The sequence below is a fragment of the Synechococcus sp. KORDI-100 genome (genome assembly GCF_000737535.1).
Taxonomy (GTDB): Bacteria; Cyanobacteriota; Cyanobacteriia; order PCC-6307; family Cyanobiaceae; genus Parasynechococcus.
In genome coordinates, this window is sequence record NZ_CP006269.1 from 2,203,257 (window position 1) to 2,220,241 (window position 16,985).

A 16,985-nucleotide genomic window follows, 5' to 3' on the forward strand; every position below is an offset into this window, starting at 1 on the left:
GCTCTCAGTCAGGCCTATCACGATCCAGGCGACCCCTGCCAGACAAGACGAAATTGATCGGCGAGGGCATCGCGGATCAAGGGCTGCACCTGATCTGTTGTTAATCCAGGGATCCAATCCGACAAACGCCCCACCTCTCGTCCCTCCAGCCCGCAGGCCGTGATCGCGTTGAACCCGCTGAGATCACAGTCCACATTCAGGGACAACCCATGCAGAGTGATCCAGCGACGACAACCGATTCCAATCGCACCGACCTTGCGGCCGTCCAGCCACAGGCCGGTCAATCCCTCCTGGCGTTCACCCCGCAGACCCAGTTCTGCCAGCACATCGATCAGCACCTGCTCAAGCCCGCGCAGGTGGACATGCAGATCGGGCGTGCGGCGCTGCAGATCCAACACGGGATAGACCACGATCTGACCAGGCAGATGGTGGGTCACCTCCCCGCCTCGATCGATGTGGTGCAGCGGATGCGGAGGCCGCGCTACATCGAAATGCAGGTGCTCCAGACTGGCCCCTCGACCGAGGGTGTAGCAGGGGCGGTGCTGCAGGATCCAGACCGCCTCCGGTGCCGTGGGATCAGCCAACAGACGCTCCTGCCAGCGATGTTGGTCCTCCCAGGCGATGTCATAGGGCACCGGATCCGGCGGCTCGAAACAAAAAGCGCCGTCTGGGTGTGCCGATGCGCCGACCGGATCTAGCTTGCTGTTAACAACCGGCAAGGAGCAAGGCATGAAGTTGCTGATCCATGGTCGCAACCTTGAGATCACGCCGGCCCTCAGGACGTACACCCAGACCAAGCTGGAGCGGGCCGTGCATCATTTCGGCGATGTGGTGCGAGAGGCGGATGTCCACCTGTCCGTGGCCAGGAACCCGCGGGTACCGCAGCAGACGGCTGAGGTCACGGTGTTCGCCAACGGGACCGTGATCCGGGCCCAGGAACGCAGTGAGAATCTTTACGCCAGCATCGATCTGGCCGCTGGAAAGCTCTGCCGTCAGCTGCGTCGTTGGAAGGATCGTCACAGTGATCACCACCACAGCCATGGCCATCGGGCCAGCATCACGCCGGGGACCGAGGCCGTCAGTGCCGAGAGCCAGGTGGACGAATCACTGCTCGAGGGCCGGGAGGCAGAACTGCCCAACCCAGGGGTTCGTCGCAAGTACTTCTCAATGCCCCCGATGAGCCTCGACGAGGCGCGCCGGCAGCTGGATCTGATCGATCACGACTTCTACCTGTTCAGGGAACGCGACAGCAATGAGCTTCAGGTGATTTATCACCGCAATCACGGCGGATACGGTGTGATCCAGGCCAGGGCCTGAGGATTCCAGACAGCAATGGCCGAGTCGACCACGGAGCTGCCGGATCTGCCTCCGTTGATGGATCAGGCCATTCTCGACCCTCTGCTCACGCAAGAGGAGCTGTTCACCGCCTGTGATGCCGGCCGGCAGGAGAACGTGCGCGCCATCTGCACCACCCTGCGTCTGCTGGAACCCGTGCGGGAAAGGCTTGGAAAAACCGGAGGACCACGCCTGGTGGCGGTGGTTGGCTTCCCTTTCGGCTCATTGCCAGGCGAGCTCAAGCAGATGGAAGCGGAATGGGCTGCGGCACGGGGGGCTGAAGAGCTAGACATGGTTCCCGATTTCACGGCCCTGATCAATCAAAACTCCGGTGCCTTCGCTGAAGAAATCGCTGGTATTTGCGAACTGGGACTCCCGGTACGGGTGGTGCTGGATATGGTCCGGCTCAGCGAAGACCTGATCACGCTGGCGGTGGACGCAGCGATCGATGCCGGTGTCGCCGGTCTGCAAACCAGTAACGGCTTCGGGCCTGCCACCAGCACAACCCAGGTGCAACAGCTGCTTGGCCTCGCTCGTGGCCGCTGTGCCGTCAAAGCTGCCGGCGGCATCCATACGCCGGGCCTGGCGATCGACCTGGTGGAAGCCGGAGCCTCCCTGCTCGGGACGAGCAGCGCCCCGCAGCTGCTTCAGGCGTTGAGACGACCTGCCGGTTAAGTGGGCGAACGACGTCTGGAAGGCCTGGTCCTGAAGGTGGGTCCGCTGGGAGACCATGACCGCCTGCTCACCTTGCTGAGCGATGTCGAGGGCATCACCCGGCTGGCGGTTCCTGGAGCACGTCGTCCCAAAAGCAGTCTCGCGGCCGCAGCACCGCTCACCCTGCTGGAGCTGCAGGTGGGCGGACGCAGTGGCCTGGCACGCGTGCGGCAACTGCGAATCCAGCGAAGCTTCTCAAGATTGGGACTCCGCCTGGAGACATTGGCCGCATCGCAGGGTCTCAGCGATCTCTGCCTGCGACTCACGGCCGATAACGATCCGATCCCAGGATTGTTCAGCACCGTGATCCTGCACCTGGAGCGATTGGAATCAAGCGAGCTCAGCCGGGATGAGGTGCTGGCATCAACGGTTCAGGCCTGCGTCCACCTGCTCACCCTGGGGGGTTACAGCCTGCCGCTGCAGAGCTGCTGTCTCACGGGAGCTCCGCTACAGCCACCTCTCGGGCAATGGCAATGGCGCTGCAGCCTGCTGCCGGAGGATGGGTTCGCCATCGGCTCTCAGCCGCAGGCGAGGCTGACGCTCAATCCCTCTGAGCTCGCCCTGCTGCAGCGACTGATCCGAGCCGATCTTCCACGCCGACGGAACGGCGATCTGATGGGGCCTCGAGGCGTCTGGCTGCGGCTGCTGACGGTCATCGAAATCTGGATCCAGACCCATCTGCAATGCAGAAACCGTGCCCTGACGATGTTGAAGGACAGTTTGCTCTCGCCAGACATGGGCGATCATGACGGCGACGAGGAAGGATCTTGAGCGCCACGGACTCCAGCCTTCCATCGGACGGGGGTCGCGGACTGCGATCCGTGATTCGTCTCGATGGCTTCAGAAAGCTTTGGATCGGCCAGATCTTCTCGCAACTGGCCGACAAGTTCTACATCGTTCTGATGGTGTTCTTGATCGCCCAGTACTGGGTGAGCAGCGATCCGCAAAGCCATGGCGCCCTGGCGGAGATCGCCTCTGCGATTCGAATGGATATCGAGACAAGAGCTGAGCGCATCACCCTGCTGGCCACGGGCATCTACGTGGCCAACACGCTCCCGGCCATCCTTCTGGGAATGCTGGCTGGGGTCTGGGCAGACCGGTGGCCGAAACGGCGGGTGATGGTGATCTCCAACGCCATCCGGGCGCTGCTTGTGCTGTTCGCCCCGTTCTGCCTGATGCCGGGACCCCTTTTCCTCGGCCTCAGCTGGGGGTACTGGGCCCTGTTGCTGATGACCTTTCTGGAGTCGGTGCTCACCCAGTTTTTTGCGCCGGCTGAACAAGCCGCGATCCCTCTGCTGGTGCCGAGCAACCAATTGCTGGCCGCGAACTCCCTATATCAGGCCACGAGCATGGCCGCCACGATCATCGGCTTCGCACTCGGCCAACCGATCCTGAGATTGCTCAATCAGACCTTCCTCAAGATCGGCTTGTCCGGCGGTGAATTTCTGCTGCTGCCGTTCTGTTACGGCATGGCGGCTTTCAGCCTCAGCGCGATCCGACTGAACGAAACAACCCAGACGCAGCGCAGCATCGGACTCGGACGAGAGCTTCGTGAAGGCCTGCAGGTTCTCGTCAAGCGGGCCACGGTGCGCAGGGCCATGCGCAACCTTGTGCTGCTCTACAGCCTGTTGGCTGCGATGTATGTGCTGGCCATCAGCCTGGCGGGATCGATCGGCAGCCTGGGACCGACAGGGTTTGGAACCCTGCTGGCCATGAGCGGGCTCGGCATGGCGATCGGCGCGGTCCTCACAGCACAGCTGGGGCATCAGATCAGCCGGCACCATCTCGGTGCCAGCGGTCTGGCGGCCATCACGGTGTGCCTGGCCCTGCTGGGCCAGCTTCAGGGACGGCTGCTGGTGACTTTGATGCTCTGCACGGTGCTCGGCATTGGCGCGGCCCTCGTGGCCATCCCGGCTCAGACCACCATCCAGGAGGACACACCTGAAACCGAACGAGGCCGCGTCTTCGGCCTTCAGAACAATCTGATCAACATCGCCCTCAGCCTGCCGCTGGTGCTGGCCGGAACTCTGGTGAGCAGCATCGGGCTGGAACCCGTTCTGATACTGCTGGCGGCCCTGGCCGGTCTTGCGGCTTTGCTGGAGAGACCCTGGAAGCGCTGCTAACTTTCCTGTTCCCCAGGAGGAGGGCCGTCGAGGTTGGCGCAAATCGCCTGGCTGGGTAAGAAGACCCCGTTCTGCGGGAATGTTTCCTACGGGTTGACCACGACAGAGGCTCTCCGGGTTCGCGGTCATCAAACCCACTTCATCCATTTCGATAACCCCCGGAATCCAGAAGAATCCACAACCTCGCTTCTGGCGAACGATCCGGATGTCAGCCTGCCGTACCTGGTGAAATCCCAGGTGTACACGATTCCCTCTCCAGGAGCCCAGCGGGAGTTGAGGGACTTTCTCGAGAAGCTGAGGCCTGATCTGGTTCACGCCAGCCTGACGCTCTCGCCGCTGGATTTCCGTTTACCGGATCTCTGTCAGCAGCTGGGGGTTCCTCTGGTTGCAACCTTCCACCCGCCCTTCGATTCCAGCCTCCGCAATCTCACGGCAGGCACACAGCAACTCACCTATCAGCTCTACGCGCCGGCTCTGGCCCGCTACGACCGGGTGATCGTGTTCTCGAGGCTGCAGGCGGAGGTTCTCGAACGTTTGGGTGTTCCAGCAGATCGGCTGACGGTGATTCCCAACGGCGTTGATCCCGAGCGCTGGAAACCGGCCAGCTCCGGCCTCGGTTCATTCATGCAGCAACGGGTTCGCAAGCGTCTGGGCAAGGAGCGGATCTTCCTGTACATGGGCCGCCTGGCCACCGAAAAGAATGTCGAGGCGCTTCTGCGGGCCTGGCGGCTGGTCTCGCCGGATGGTTGCAAGCTGGTGATCGTGGGGGATGGCCCGCTGCGCAGCACTCTCCAGAACACCTACGACGATCCCAACATGCTCTGGTGGGGATACGAGGACGACCTTGAGGCGAGGGTTGCCCTGCTGCAATGTGCCGAGGTCTTCCTGCTCCCCAGCCTCGTTGAAGGCCTGTCCCTGGCGCTGCTGGAAGCCATGGCCTGCGGCACTGCCTGTGTCGCAACGGATGCCGGCGCTGACGGGGAGGTGCTCGACCAAGGTGCCGGCATCGTGATGAGCACCCAGGGGGTCACCACCCAGCTGCGCACGCTGCTGCCGGTCCTAAGAGACCAGCCTGTCCTGACCGGGGAACTTGGCCGTCAGGCCAGGCTGCGAATCCTCGAGCGATACACGCTCGGCAGCAATCTTGATGCCATCGAGGCGTTGTACAGCAGCCTGATTCCTGCTGCACCGCTTGCCGCCTGAAGACGGCCGCCTGAAGGCAGATCGTGGTCAACGGGGCAGGGGAGCGAAGCAACTCATGCCAGTTCCTGGCTGCGTTCTGCCGCCGCGACGACCGCCTCGATGAGCGCGGATCGCAGTCCTGACTCTTCCAAGACGCGCAACCCAGCGATGGTGGTGCCACCGGGGGAGCTCACCATGTCCTTGAGCTCGGCAGGATGCAGGTCCCGGTCCTGGAGCAAGGCTGCGGTGCCGGCCAGGGTGCGATGGCTGAGACGGTGGGCCAGCGCCCTCGGCAGGCCAGCGGCAACAGCTCCATCGGCCATGGCTTCCGCCACCACAGCGATGAAGGCAGGGCCTGAGGACGTCAACGCCAGGAAGGCATCAAGTTTCGCCTCGGGCAACTCGAGCACTTCACCAACGCTGCGGAACAGATCCAGGACCATGGTTTGCTGAGCGGCCTCGACGCCCGTCCCCCAGGCCAGAGCCGTCAGACCAGCACCTACCAGGGCAGGCGTGTTGGGCACAGCCCGCACACAGCGATGGCTCGGAAACAGGCGTTGGAGGCGCTGCAGCGACACACCAGCCAGCACGGATATGAGCAGAGGGTCTCCCGACACCTCCGGCGGTGCAGCGGCAGCGACAGCCTCCAGCTGCTGGGGTTTCACAGCAAGAAGCTGGAGGGGGGCCTGCCACACCTGCCCAGCCTGCTCGGAGGCCGCCAGGTGCAGGTGTATTCCCTCCGGCAATTCAGATCGGAGGGTCGCAACCCTCGCTTCGCTGCTCACCACAGCGATCAGGTCTGCAGGACTGAGATCGCCCCGCTCAAGGAGCGGCTGTACCAGTGCCTGAGCCATCCGACCCAGGCCGATCACCCCAACGGCAGTCGTCACAACAGACAGCTCTCAGCCCCTCAAAGGGCTGCGGCGCCCCATGCAGGAGAAGGGGCGGAGAGGGATTCCGATTCGCTTGTTTCCGTCTCACGGCTGACCACCGTCGGACTTGAGGCCTCTTCGTGGGAGGCGTTGGTGACCGTGACGCAGCTCGGTGCGAACAGGAAAATGCTTTCGCCGACGCGCTCCTGGTGGCCGTCGATGGCGAAGGTGCCGCCGGCTACAAAGTCAACAGCTCGCTGGGCCTGATCCGGCTCCATCATCGTGAGGTTGAGGATCACGGTTTTGCGCTCTCTAAGGGCCTGGATCGCTCGCGGCATCTCATCAAAGCTGCGAGGCTCCATGAGATTGACCTCTGCCGACGCGGTGCTGATGCCCGGCATGCCGATCACATTCGATCCAGGCAGGCTGTCGCCGAGATCAAAGGGATTGCTGTCTCCAATCGTTGCCAGTGCGCCCCCGTCAGCGTGGGTGGCTCGCTGATCGTCCTCAGCCTGATCATCGTCGTAAGCGAGATCATCAAGCTCACCGTCGAGGTAATCATCTCCGGCGACGACGGCACGTAGACGGGAAATCAGCGACACCTTGGATTCCTCTCGGCCTGAGACAGGTAGGGCCATATCCCTAAATAGCGTTCACATCAGCCGCGAGCAAGTCACTGTCACCCGTCCTTCACCGGTTGACGAGGACCAAAAAGAGCGGATCCGAGCCGCAGCCAGGTACTGCCCGATGCCACTGCCTCATGCCAGTCGCCACTCATTCCCATGGAGCGTTCCGGCAGCTCAAGGCGATCCGCAAGCGCTGAGCACTCCTCAAACAACATTCGCCGCTCCTGGGAGGTCAATCCCTGTGGAGCCATGGTCATCAGTCCGCGGATGCGCAGAGCCGGAAGCGAGCAGAGCTGGGGCCAAGCTTCCAGCAACGCGTCGGACGACCACCCCCCCTTGTTCGGATCAGGACGCAACTTCACCTGTAAGAAAACCTCAGGGCTTCGGCCTTCCTCGGATGCGATCCGGGCGGTCCGCTCAGTGAGGCTCCAGGAATCCAGGGAATGAATCACTGAAAAGGCGCGGACCACGGCGCGAACCTTGTTGCTCTGCAGGCGCCCGATGAAGTGCCACTGCAGCGAGAGGTCGTTGAGCTCGGCCTGTTTCAGCTGCGCTTCTTGCAGCCGACTCTCTCCAAAGGCTCGCTGGCCCAGGGTTGCGATCTCCCTGATCGCTGCCGCTGGATGCCCCTTGCTCACCGCCAGCAAGCGAGCTCCGTCCGGCAACTGAGCCCTCAGGTCTCGCCAGCGATCAGCGGAGTGTGAGGGCACAGCGGTCAGATGAATGTCTGATCGAAGAGCTGCCGCCAGTTCTCAACCTCCGCGGGCGCCTCGCGGCGACAGCGGTTGAGATGCACTTCAGCGTGGTGGCGGGCGTCCTGGTACGGAATCACCTCGAACTGGGCACCCCTGGGCTGCAAGGTCACCAGAAAGAACATGCGCTGGGCATAAAGCGTGGCGTAGACGTCTCGCCCCTCTCCCGCAGGAGCAACCCTGTACAACATCCCGAATGTGGGGTGATTGAGATAGCGCTCAGCACTCATCCAGCGGCTCACACCTACAGCTCACCGTACTTTCCGCGCACTCCAAGCAACAGCAGCAGAGTGATCGCTGCCATCAAATTCAACCAGCGGGACGGCGGATGGCGTTGCAGGCGGAACACGTCAGGCCCCATCACCCGGCCACCGCGGGCGACCAGCGCCTCGGCTCCCTGCTCGGCTCTCAGCAGAATGTTGGCCAGCAAGCGCTCACCGACAGCGAGCACAAGGCCGAAGGCAGCCTTGAATCCGAGCCGCCTGAGACTTACGGCGCGACTGATGAGTGAGCGCAGCAGGTTCTGCAGCTCCTCCTGAACCAGGGGCAGGAACCGCAAGGCCAGAAGCAGCTGAAATCCCAGACGATCCATCGGCAGACCGAGCCGCTGGAGCGGTGACAGGCACCAGCTCAGCGCCCAGACCAGATCCTCCGGCGTGGTGGTGATCAGCACGAGGTTGACACTGTGAATCACCGTGAAGATGAGCGTCGACGTGCGCAAACCGAGCAGAGCCGAGGCACGGTCGATCACCAGGGGGCCAAGGGCAAAGGAGCCGAGTTGCCAGGGGCCCAGGCGCACCAGATCCCAGGCCGGACCATCCGCTGCTGCTCCCGGCAGCTCATCGGCCGGCCGCAGACCCAGAGCGGCAGGGGGATCCACCGTGGGGAGCAGCATGGACAGGATGCCGACGGCCGCTGCCAGCAGCGTCAGAACCACCAGGGAACGCCACCACAGACGAAAAGGCAAACCACTGCCCAGAGTCAGCAGCAGAAGCGCCAGCACCAGACCCAACCGCCAGATGGGCCCTGCCAGCACCGGCGTCAGCAGGAACAGAAGCGACCAGGCGAGCTTCAGACGAGGGTCCAGTCGACGCATCCAACCGCTGGAGCCGTCGACGTATTGCCCCATGGGGATCTGACGGAGCCAATCCATGGATCAGCCCTGACGCTTCTGCTGACGCGCGAGGTCCCGCTCGGCATCCCGCTGCTGCTTGCCACGCCAGAACAGCTTCACAGGGGTGCCATCGAAACCAAGCCCCTCACGGATCTGCCGTTCGACATAACGGCGATAGGTTTCACCGAACAGCTTCGGTTCGTTCACAAACAGGGTGAAGCTGGGAGGTCGGCTGGCCACCTGGGTGCCGTAGTACAGCCGCCCCTGGCGGCCACCGCGCGTGGTGGGCGGACTGCGCCAGCTTAAGGCTTCCTTGAGCACCTCATTGACGACGGAGGTGCTGACCCGACGGCGATGCTGCTCGACCGCCAGAGCGGCAATGGCAAAGATGCTGTCGACGCGCTGCCCCGTCAGCGCAGACGTGAACAGCATCGGTGCCCAATCCAGGAAATACAGCTTGGCCCGCAGCTCCTTTTCCATGGCGGACATGGTGTGGCTGTCCTTTTCGACGGCATCCCACTTGTTGACCACCACCACGCAGGCCCTGCCGTCTTCCTCGATCCGTCCGGCCAGTCGCTGATCCTGCTCGGTCACACCATCGAGGGCATCAATCACCAGCACGCACACGTCGCTGCGTTCGATCGCCTTGAAGCTGCGATTGATGCCGAAGAACTCGGGTCCGTAATTAACGCTGCGGCGCCGCCGGATCCCCGCTGTGTCAACCAATCGCCAGGCTCGGTTCTCGCGTTCGATGCTGGTGTCGATCGTGTCGCGGGTTGTGCCACGAATCGGGCTGACGATGGCGCGGGTCTCGCCACAGATCGCATTGAGCAGGCTTGATTTCCCCACATTCGGCCGTCCGATGATCGCCAGCTGAATCGGCTCCTCCTGCTCTCCCTCCTGGTCTTTGGGTGGCAGGAAGCTGAGGGCGCGGTCCAGCAACTCGCCGGTTCCAGCACCATGAATCGCGGAGATCGGATAGGGCTCTCCCAGTCCCAGGCTCCAGAACTCGGCAGCCATGGCCAGACCCTGCTCAGGGGCCTCGCACTTGTTCACCGCCAACAACGTCGGGCAGGACTGCGTCCGCAGGAACTCCGCAATCGACTCGTCCGCAGCCGTGATTCCCTGCTGACCATCCACGATCACTAAGGCCACGCTGGCCTCCTCGAGGGCCAGGGCTGCCTGCTGACGGATCTCCGGCAGGAACTCACTGTCATCGTCGAAAACCAGTCCACCGGTGTCCACCACCTTGAAGTCGCGGTCCCGCCAGAAGCCATCCTGGTAGGTGCGGTCACGCGTGACGCCGGGCTGATCGTGGACAATCGCCTTCCGACTGCGACAGAGGCGGTTGACCAGCGTGGACTTGCCGACGTTGGGGCGTCCGATGATCGCGATGACGGGGCGCGCCAAAGGGCGGAACTCCGATCAATTCATGACCTTACAAAGGCGCCGAAACGGAAAACTTCCCAAGAGAGACTAATGAGTCTCATTTGAGACGGCTAAGTGATGGTCAGTGTCTTGAAGCGCCATGCTCGAGCTCGTCGCCAGCCTTGTGGTTGACCTCTCCGACCAGAACCTGACCGTCTACAACAGCAATCAGGAAGTCGTTCGGGTGATTCCGGTCAGCACCGGTAAGGCCTCAACTCCAACCCCGATCTTCAACAGCAAGGTGTACACCAAGTACCGCTCCACCACCATGCGGGGGCGCACATACGTCGTGCATGGCGTTCCTTACACCATGTGCGTCAGTGCCAACGAGGCCATCTGCATTCATGCCGCTCCCTGGCAGGAGAACGCTGGTCAGGCTTTCGGGGTCCCCCGCAGCAACGGCTGCGTGCGCATGCCCATGGCCCATGCACGCTGGCTGTTCCAGAACACACCCACCGGCACGCCGATCTCGATCCAGGCCTGATCAACGCACCGGTCGATCCCCGGGGTGACCTGCCACGGGGTTCTCGGGAACCGGCAACTCCGGCGCCAGGGGCCCCGTCTCCACCAGGGGCTCCCCCTGTTGCATCAGCCAGGCCAACAGCCAGCTCACCGCTGTGGCCCGCCGCGTCCGCCGCGGATACAACTCGCCGATGCGATAGCCCGTGAAGCCAAGCTGATGCTTGAGCAGCTGTTTGTGTTGTTTGGGGATGGAGCGTGTGAGCCGCACGGATGCCGGACGCTCGGCAATCAGCTCAGGCGCCGTCGGGAATGCATCTGCCCAATCGGCCGGTGTCGAGGGTCCGGCATGCCAGCCATCACCTCGAGGGACATAGCCCAGTCGCTCCCAGATCCGCTCACAGACGAATTGGTCACTGCAGCGATCGTCAAGAATCTGGAGAAACAAAGCCCGACTGAGCGGCCAGTGGTCAGACACGTGGATCGGCAGCATGGGCCCATGCTGACCTGTCGTCCTCTCATGCTCCCCGGCCGAGGCCGCCCTCGCGAGCTGGCTTGCCGTGTCATCCAGTCGCCATTGGCCGGAGTGAGCGACCGCGTGTTCCGCGATCTGGTGCGTCGCTGGGCTCCCGAGGCCCTCCTGTTCACCGAAATGGTGAATGCCACAAGCCTGGAGCTGGGATTCGGTCGCGGAAAGGTTGAGGAGCTCGGCGAGGAGAACGGACCGATCGGCGTGCAGCTTTTCGATCACCGCCCCGCAGCGATGGCAGATGCGGCGCGACGTGCTGAAGACGCCGGGGCCTACCTGATTGACATCAACATGGGTTGCCCTGTCCGCAAGATCGCCCGCAAGGGTGGTGGCTCAGGACTGATCAGGGACCCGGATCTGGCGGCGCGGATCATCGACAGCGTCGCCCACGCCGTGAAACTGCCCGTCACGGTGAAAACGCGCCTGGGCTGGTGCGGGAGCAACCTCGACCCGGTGCGATGGTGCCTTCTGCTGCAGCAGGCAGGGGCCCAGATGCTGACCCTGCACGGCCGCACCCGCGAGCAGGCGTTTAAGGGGGCAGCGGATTGGCAGACGATTGCTGAGGTCAAGAACCACCTCTCCATTCCCTTGATCGCCAATGGAGACATCAGAACGCCGGACGATGCCCTGAGATGCCTGGAGCAGACCGCAGCGGACGGGGTGATGGTGGGCAGGGGAACCATGGGCGCACCATGGCTGGTGGGTCAGATCGACGCCGCACTGAACGGACGTCCAGTCCCGACCACTCCTGGCCCGCTGGAACGGGTTGAACTGGCGCGCGATCAAATGCTGGCGCTCGTCCGGGCCCGAGGCGATCACGGCCTGCTGATCGCCAGAAAGCACATGGGGTGGACCTGCATCGGATTTCCAGGCGCTCCGCAGCTGCGTCAGGCCCTCATGCGCGCGCCGACACCGGAGGCCGCCCTAGCCTTGATCGACGATCAAATCAGGGTTCTGAGTGAGCCTGCTGCTGCTGCTCTGGCCCCTCTGGCTGACGCGACGACCTGAGGCGGATTCCCCGCTCTGGGCCCGCCGCAGCCTGATCCTGTTGATCACAGTTCTGACCTTTCGCTACCTGACCTGGCGATGCACAGACAGCCTCAATCTCGAGTCCCCAGCGTCAACCCTTCTCAGCCTGCTGCTGCTCATGGCGGAAAGCTGGCTGCTCCTGACGGGCCTGTTGCCCCTCTGGCTTGCATGGCGGAGATTCCCTGACCGTCGTCAACAGGGTATTGAGACGACCAAGGCCTTTCAAAGCAGCGCCTGGAAGCCCCGCGTGGACATCCTGATCCCGACCTGGGGTGAACCGCTTGACGTGTTGGAGCGCACCCTTACGGGTTGCCTGAACCAGACCTATCCGCACACCTCGGTGTTCCTGCTGGATGACAGCAACCGAAGCGATGTCAAAGCGCTGGCCCGCCGCCTCGGGTGCCACTACCGCCACAGACCGGAGCGGGCCAATGCCAAGGCCGGCAATCTCAACGATGGACTCCGCCTCGGCGGGGGTGACTTGATCGCTGTGTTCGATGCCGACTTCGTCCCCCAGCAACGCTTTCTGGACTGCTGCGTCGGACTGCTCGAGGACCCCGGCATCGGCCTGGTTCAGACGCCTCAGTGCTTCATGAATGCCGATCCGGTGATGCGCAATCTGGGCATGGAGCAGTGGCTGCTGCCGGATGAGGAGAGCTTCTATCGCTGGATCGAACCGGTTCGTGACGGCTGGGGGGCCGTGGTCTGCGCCGGCACGTCATTCATCGTGAAACGCGAGGCCCTGCAGCAGGTGGGGGGGTTCGTTGAGCAGGCCCTCTCCGAGGACTTCGTCACCGGCATTGCGCTCAGAGAAAGGGGTTGGCGCCTGATCTATCTGCAACAGAAACTGAGCGCCGGCCTGGCAGCGGAATCGATGCTCGATTTTGTTCGCCAGCGCCAGCGCTGGGCGGCCGGTACCCTGCAGAGTTTGCATCTGGAACACGGTCCGCTTCGGGCCAGGAACCTTTCAATCGGACAACGACTGGCCTATTTGGAAGGCGTGATCCACTGGATCAACAACATCCCAAGGCTGGTCCTGATGTTGATGCCCCTGAGTTACGGCTTGCTCAGGATCACGCCGATTCAGATCAGCGTCGGCGCCATCCTCACCCTGCTTGTTCCGCTCTGGGGAACGATGCTTCTGAGCATCGGCTGGATGAACCGAGGCAGTCGGGCAGCGTTGCTGGGTGAACTCACCAGCTGGGTGCTGACCGTGCCGCTCACCCTCACCGTGATCGCCAGCAGCCTTGGACGTCGCCTGGGCTTCCAGGTCACACCCAAACATCAGACCCGTCCGCGAGCTGGCTGGAGCTGGGCCCTGGCCGGTCCCCTGCTGGTGCTCTCGGCACTGAATGCGACCAACCTGATCCAGCTTCTGATCTCCCTTCCAAGGCTGGGGCCGGGGGCCATGGACCAGGGCGCAATCGGTCTGGTCTGGGCCTGCCTCAACCTGCTGGGAACGTTGATCGCCCTCAGAGCCTGCTGGGACCCTGCGATTGACGAGGCCAGCCCCTGGTTCGCCGTTGATCTGGACGGCTGGATCAGTGACGCTGGCGGCCATCGACACCCGTGCCGGATCACCGCTATCAGCGAAAACGGCGCCGAACTCAGCTTCAGGGGAGCGGCTCCGCCATTGGTTGCCAGCAGCCGTCTGCAGTGGGACAGGCGGGTTCCGGCTTTGCTCTTCTCGGTGAAGGCGATCGGGGGGTCAGCCCATGCCGTGGACTGGGAACCCATGGACACGATGCAGCGCAGGGCCCTGATGCAGTGGCTCTACGGACGCGATCAGTGCTGGCTCGATCGCAGCGCTCCGCAGGAATGGAAAGCCCTTCTGGCTCTGCTGAAGCGACTCCTGCAGGGCCGGCCCAACCTTGGCCCACTCCATCGCAGCCTCATCCCCATTGCCTCTCAGGGCAGCACTTCTGGCCAGCATTGACGGATCAACAGCAATGAAAAATAGGGACGTTCGCCGGCTGGGATCTGCTCGGCAGGGGCGATGACCTGGTCAGGCCAACCAACCTTCTCTGCAAACAACGATCGCGACAGAAGTCCGCGCTGCTCGAGCAGAGGTCGAAGCCAGCGCCAGCGACGCCCGAGCTTGAGCAGGGCCAGGTTCTGGCCTCGTTGCTCGGCCTGGCTTGCCATCCTGGAGAAATCACCCTCGCAATCCGGACAGGGTGCCACCACAAACTGGTCCTGCTGCAACGCCAGGGGCCAGAGCGCTGCGGCTGCCGCTGCGGAGAACGATGGGATTCCAGGAATCACCCGAACGGTGCAACTGGGGTGCCGCTTCTGAAGAGACAACAGCACGTAGCTGCCGGTGGCGAACAGGGAGGCATCCCCCTCACAAAGCAGAACCACCTGTTTGCCGGCGGAGACCTCGCCCGCCAGAAGATCGGCCGCGGCCTTCCAGGCCTGCTGGCGGGGCTGCGGGGCCTCCACCATCGGGAACACGTGCGAACGCTGGAGCTGATCCGGTTTGATCCAGCGACTGGCGATCCGCGCCGCCATGCCGACCTCGCCGGGACGGGCCACCGGGGAAACGATCAGATCGGCCTGTTCGATGGCGCGTACCGCCGCCACGGTGAGCAGATCGGGATCTCCCGGACCAACCCCGACGAGGGTCAGCGTTCCCCAGTTCTGCGGGTCGATGATGGCCAGGGAACCTGTCGTCCGGAGTCAGACGGTGAGTCGCCTCAGCATCTTTCCAGACCATCCACCGGATGTTGATTCAACGTTCTCCGAGCCTGTGCTGGTCAGCGACGATCCCCAGACCATCCAGCAAGAACTGCATGGCCGCGGGATCGGCTTCGAGCGCTGGCCTGTGCGCAGCTCCGTCCCGCAGGGGGCGGATCAGGCAACGGTTCTGCAGGCCTTCAGCGCAGACGTGAAACGCGTCATGACCGAAGCCGGACACGTCAGCGTCGATGTTCTGCGGGTGACACCGAGCCATCCCGACAGGACCTCTCTGCGCCGACGTTTTCTCAGTGAGCACACCCACGCTGAGGACGAGGTGCGTTTCTTTGTGGAAGGCCGTGGGCTGTTCTGTCTGCACATCGGCGGGGAAGTGCTGGCCGTTTTGTGTGAACGGGATGACCTGATTCACATTCCAGCCGGCACACGCCACTGGTTCGACGTGGGTGAGCAGCCGCAGTTCTGCGTTCTGCGTTTTCATGGCACCAATGCGGAATGGCTGGCAACCTTCACCGGGGATCCGATTGCGGAGCGATTCCCAAAGCTGGAATGACCAGCTCCCCGCTGACGACACTGCCCATGCATTCGGTCTCGCTGTGCTTCGGTCTGATCATCGTTCTGGCCAGCGCAGCACTGGCGAGCGACGATGCTTTGGCATCCGATGCATCCGTTGCTCGCAAAGTGGCGAGGATCGAGCTGGCCAGAAGCATTCGATCATTTGCTGCCAGCACGCTTGCCAACGGTCAGTGCCTGGTGAAGGCCGGACGGCTGAGTCAGCGTCAGATCAATGAAGCCATGCCCATCGCCCTGCGCGAACTGGGAATCAGCCCGACTGTGCTGACCAATCCACAGGTGATCAAGGCCGCCGGGATGCTGCAGGACGAACTGGATGACGACTGCGGACTGACATCCATGGATGCGGATCGGGCGCTCGAACTGGTCAACGACGAGCTGTGAATCCCGCCCCGGGTCCAGTCGGAGACGCCTGAACAACCGACTTTTTTCTGAGGAAAAAAAAGAAGATCTCCATAGGGTTCGTTTCACTTTTTCTCTGATGGATGAATTCAGCGCGCGTCCTGGCGGCCACTCTGCTGATCCCTGCCCTGCAGGCGCCGGTCGCCGCTGACAATCTGGCGACGCTGCCACCGTCTGAATCCATCCTCGTGCTGGAGCGAACCTCGCGCCAGCTTTCCCGAACCGGAGATCCGATCTGGAATCTGCGCCTTGAAAGCCCCGGCCAACCGGCCCTGAACTTCGAGGCGGTCACCGGTCGCGCCCACCGCCAGGACGCTGATCGACACATCGCCGGCACACGGGCTCCTCTCCCCGCGGGTCGTTACAGCCTTGGTCCGGTGGAGCCCCTCGGCCCTCAGGATCCCAGTGAACTGGGTCCGATCTGGATCGGGATCCAGCCGCTGTTCCGCACAGGACGGGGCCACCTCGGCATTCACCTCGACCCGAGCGCCAATCGCAATGCCAACAGCGGCACACTCGGCTGCGTCGGCTTGATCCGCCGCAGCGACATGTTGAAGCTGGCCGATCTGATTCAACGCCGCAACGTTCAGGCCCTGGTGGTGAACGACTGATGTTCTCGGGATGGGGCCTGACCTGGGGAGGCTGGCTCGACAACAGGAAAGGTGAATGGTGGCTGCTGGCCCAGCTGATCCTGATCGCCGCCCATCTCCTGCCACCCTGGCCAGCCCCGGCCAGCTGGGGGCTGGCCATCTGGCCACGACCTCTGTTCGGGCTCGGAGTCCTGATCCTGCTGGCTGGCTGCGCCCTGGCCGGACAGGGGTTTCTGGCTCTTGGATCCAGCCTGTCCCCGCTCCCTGCTCCTCGCGACGACAATCGCCTCATCACCGAAGGGCCCTACCGGCGTTGCCGCCACCCCCTCTATCAGTCGGTCCTGGTGTGCTCGCTGGGTGTCGTGATTGCCCTGGGGAGTGTTCTCCACCTGCTGCTGCTGATCAGCCTCGCCCTGGTTCTGCAGGGCAAGGCACACCGGGAGGAACATGCCCTGCTTGCCATGCATCCCAGCTACGGGCAGTACCAACGGAACGTCCCTGCCATCGTGCCTGGAGTTCCCGGCCTTGACTGGCGCCTCTGACCTAATCAATCGACCGTCAGG

21 protein-coding genes are annotated in these 16,985 nt (G+C 63.2%); 12 read left to right on the top strand and 9 right to left on the bottom strand.

Annotated elements, in window-relative coordinates:
* Positions 1-17: 17 nt before the first annotated feature.
* Positions 18-719, bottom strand: coding sequence for a lipoyl(octanoyl) transferase LipB (gene lipB / locus KR100_RS11410; RefSeq protein WP_038548734.1), 702 nt, complete (start codon positions 717-719; stop codon positions 18-20).
* A 10-nt stretch (positions 720-729) separates the two neighbouring features.
* On the opposite strand from lipB, the gene hpf reads away from it, so the two are divergent.
* The 5 genes from hpf to KR100_RS11435 are packed head-to-tail and all read left to right on the top strand — an operon-like array spanning position 730 to position 5,375.
* Positions 730-1,317 carry a ribosome hibernation-promoting factor, HPF/YfiA family gene (hpf, locus tag KR100_RS11415; protein WP_038546047.1) on the top strand — a complete coding sequence of 196 codons (588 nt, stop codon included), beginning with the start codon at positions 730-732 and terminating at the stop codon, positions 1,315-1,317.
* A 15-nt stretch (positions 1,318-1,332) separates the two neighbouring features.
* Positions 1,333-2,010, top strand: coding sequence for a deoxyribose-phosphate aldolase (gene deoC / locus KR100_RS11420; RefSeq protein WP_038546050.1), 678 nt, complete (start codon positions 1,333-1,335; stop codon positions 2,008-2,010).
* Positions 2,011-2,820, top strand: coding sequence for a DNA repair protein RecO (gene recO, locus KR100_RS11425; RefSeq protein ID WP_038546053.1), 810 nt, complete (start codon positions 2,011-2,013; stop codon positions 2,818-2,820).
* Complete coding sequence (locus KR100_RS11430) at positions 2,817-4,172, top strand: MFS transporter (protein WP_239420325.1); 1,356 nt, start codon at positions 2,817-2,819, stop codon at positions 4,170-4,172. Before recO ends, KR100_RS11430 begins: the two co-directional genes overlap by 4 nt.
* Positions 4,173-4,205: 33 nt before the next feature.
* Positions 4,206-5,375, top strand: coding sequence for a glycosyltransferase family 4 protein (locus tag KR100_RS11435; protein ID WP_038546059.1), 1,170 nt, complete (start codon positions 4,206-4,208; stop codon positions 5,373-5,375).
* A 53-nt stretch (positions 5,376-5,428) separates the two neighbouring features.
* Here the strand turns inward: KR100_RS11435 and proC are convergent, their stop codons facing one another.
* From proC to der, 6 genes are all read right to left on the bottom strand, one after another.
* On the bottom strand, positions 5,429-6,208 hold the full coding sequence (gene proC / locus KR100_RS11440) for a pyrroline-5-carboxylate reductase (RefSeq protein ID WP_051847670.1): 780 nt from the start codon (positions 6,206-6,208) through the stop codon (positions 5,429-5,431).
* Between the two features lie 56 nt (positions 6,209-6,264).
* Positions 6,265-6,828, bottom strand: a complete 564-nt coding sequence (locus KR100_RS11445) for a cell division protein SepF (protein WP_038548737.1) — start codon at positions 6,826-6,828, stop codon at positions 6,265-6,267.
* A 77-nt stretch (positions 6,829-6,905) separates the two neighbouring features.
* Positions 6,906-7,562 (bottom strand): YggS family pyridoxal phosphate-dependent enzyme, encoded by a 657-nt coding sequence (locus KR100_RS11450; RefSeq protein ID WP_204207706.1) that lies wholly within the window; start codon positions 7,560-7,562, stop codon positions 6,906-6,908.
* 5 nt (positions 7,563-7,567) lie between these two features.
* A complete protein-coding gene (locus tag KR100_RS11455; protein WP_038548741.1) occupies positions 7,568-7,834 on the bottom strand; it encodes a PipX family protein in 267 nt (88 codons plus the stop codon).
* Between the two features lie 14 nt (positions 7,835-7,848).
* On the bottom strand, positions 7,849-8,757 hold the full coding sequence (locus KR100_RS11460) for an energy-coupling factor transporter transmembrane component T (protein WP_038546069.1): 909 nt from the start codon (positions 8,755-8,757) through the stop codon (positions 7,849-7,851).
* 3 nt (positions 8,758-8,760) lie between these two features.
* Positions 8,761-10,128, bottom strand: a complete 1,368-nt coding sequence (der, locus tag KR100_RS11465) for a ribosome biogenesis GTPase Der (protein WP_038546072.1) — start codon at positions 10,126-10,128, stop codon at positions 8,761-8,763.
* 118 nt (positions 10,129-10,246) lie between these two features.
* Here der and KR100_RS11470 point away from each other — a divergent pair, with 118 nt between their 5' ends.
* Positions 10,247-10,630, top strand: a complete 384-nt coding sequence (locus tag KR100_RS11470; protein WP_038546075.1) for a L,D-transpeptidase — start codon at positions 10,247-10,249, stop codon at positions 10,628-10,630.
* On the opposite strand, the gene KR100_RS11475 is transcribed toward KR100_RS11470, so the two are convergent.
* The gene (locus tag KR100_RS11475; protein WP_038546078.1) at positions 10,631-11,098 is read right to left on the bottom strand and encodes a DUF1823 family protein; all 468 of its coding nucleotides are present in this window, start codon (positions 11,096-11,098) and stop codon (positions 10,631-10,633) included.
* Positions 11,099-11,104: 6 nt separating this feature from the next.
* Between KR100_RS11475 and dusB the strand changes: the two genes are divergently transcribed.
* Both dusB and KR100_RS11485 read left to right on the top strand, forming a co-directional pair.
* Positions 11,105-12,142, top strand: coding sequence for a tRNA dihydrouridine synthase DusB (gene dusB, locus KR100_RS11480; RefSeq protein ID WP_051847672.1), 1,038 nt, complete (start codon positions 11,105-11,107; stop codon positions 12,140-12,142).
* Positions 12,093-14,099: a glycosyltransferase gene (locus KR100_RS11485; RefSeq protein WP_038546081.1), complete on the top strand. Its 2,007-nt coding sequence runs from the start codon at positions 12,093-12,095 to the stop codon at positions 14,097-14,099. The genes dusB and KR100_RS11485 overlap by 50 nt, the downstream gene beginning before the upstream one ends.
* Here KR100_RS11485 and KR100_RS11490 read toward each other — a convergent pair.
* Positions 14,072-14,746, bottom strand: a complete 675-nt coding sequence (locus KR100_RS11490; protein ID WP_239420326.1) for a precorrin-2 C(20)-methyltransferase — start codon at positions 14,744-14,746, stop codon at positions 14,072-14,074. The genes KR100_RS11485 and KR100_RS11490 overlap by 28 nt on opposite strands.
* A gap of 103 nt (positions 14,747-14,849) precedes the next feature.
* On the opposite strand from KR100_RS11490, the gene KR100_RS11495 reads away from it, so the two are divergent.
* From KR100_RS11495 to KR100_RS11510, 4 genes are all read left to right on the top strand, one after another.
* Entirely contained in the window at positions 14,850-15,410 is a 561-nt protein-coding gene (locus KR100_RS11495; protein ID WP_038548747.1) for an acireductone dioxygenase, read from the top strand.
* On the top strand, positions 15,407-15,814 hold the full coding sequence (locus KR100_RS11500; RefSeq protein WP_051847512.1) for a hypothetical protein: 408 nt from the start codon (positions 15,407-15,409) through the stop codon (positions 15,812-15,814). Before KR100_RS11495 ends, KR100_RS11500 begins: the two co-directional genes overlap by 4 nt.
* A 101-nt stretch (positions 15,815-15,915) precedes the next feature.
* Positions 15,916-16,443, top strand: a complete 528-nt coding sequence (locus tag KR100_RS11505) for a L,D-transpeptidase (RefSeq protein WP_038546087.1) — start codon at positions 15,916-15,918, stop codon at positions 16,441-16,443.
* Positions 16,443-16,964, top strand: a complete 522-nt coding sequence (locus tag KR100_RS11510) for an isoprenylcysteine carboxylmethyltransferase family protein (RefSeq protein WP_038546090.1) — start codon at positions 16,443-16,445, stop codon at positions 16,962-16,964. Before KR100_RS11505 ends, KR100_RS11510 begins: the two co-directional genes overlap by 1 nt.
* Positions 16,965-16,985: the final 21 nt, after the last annotated feature.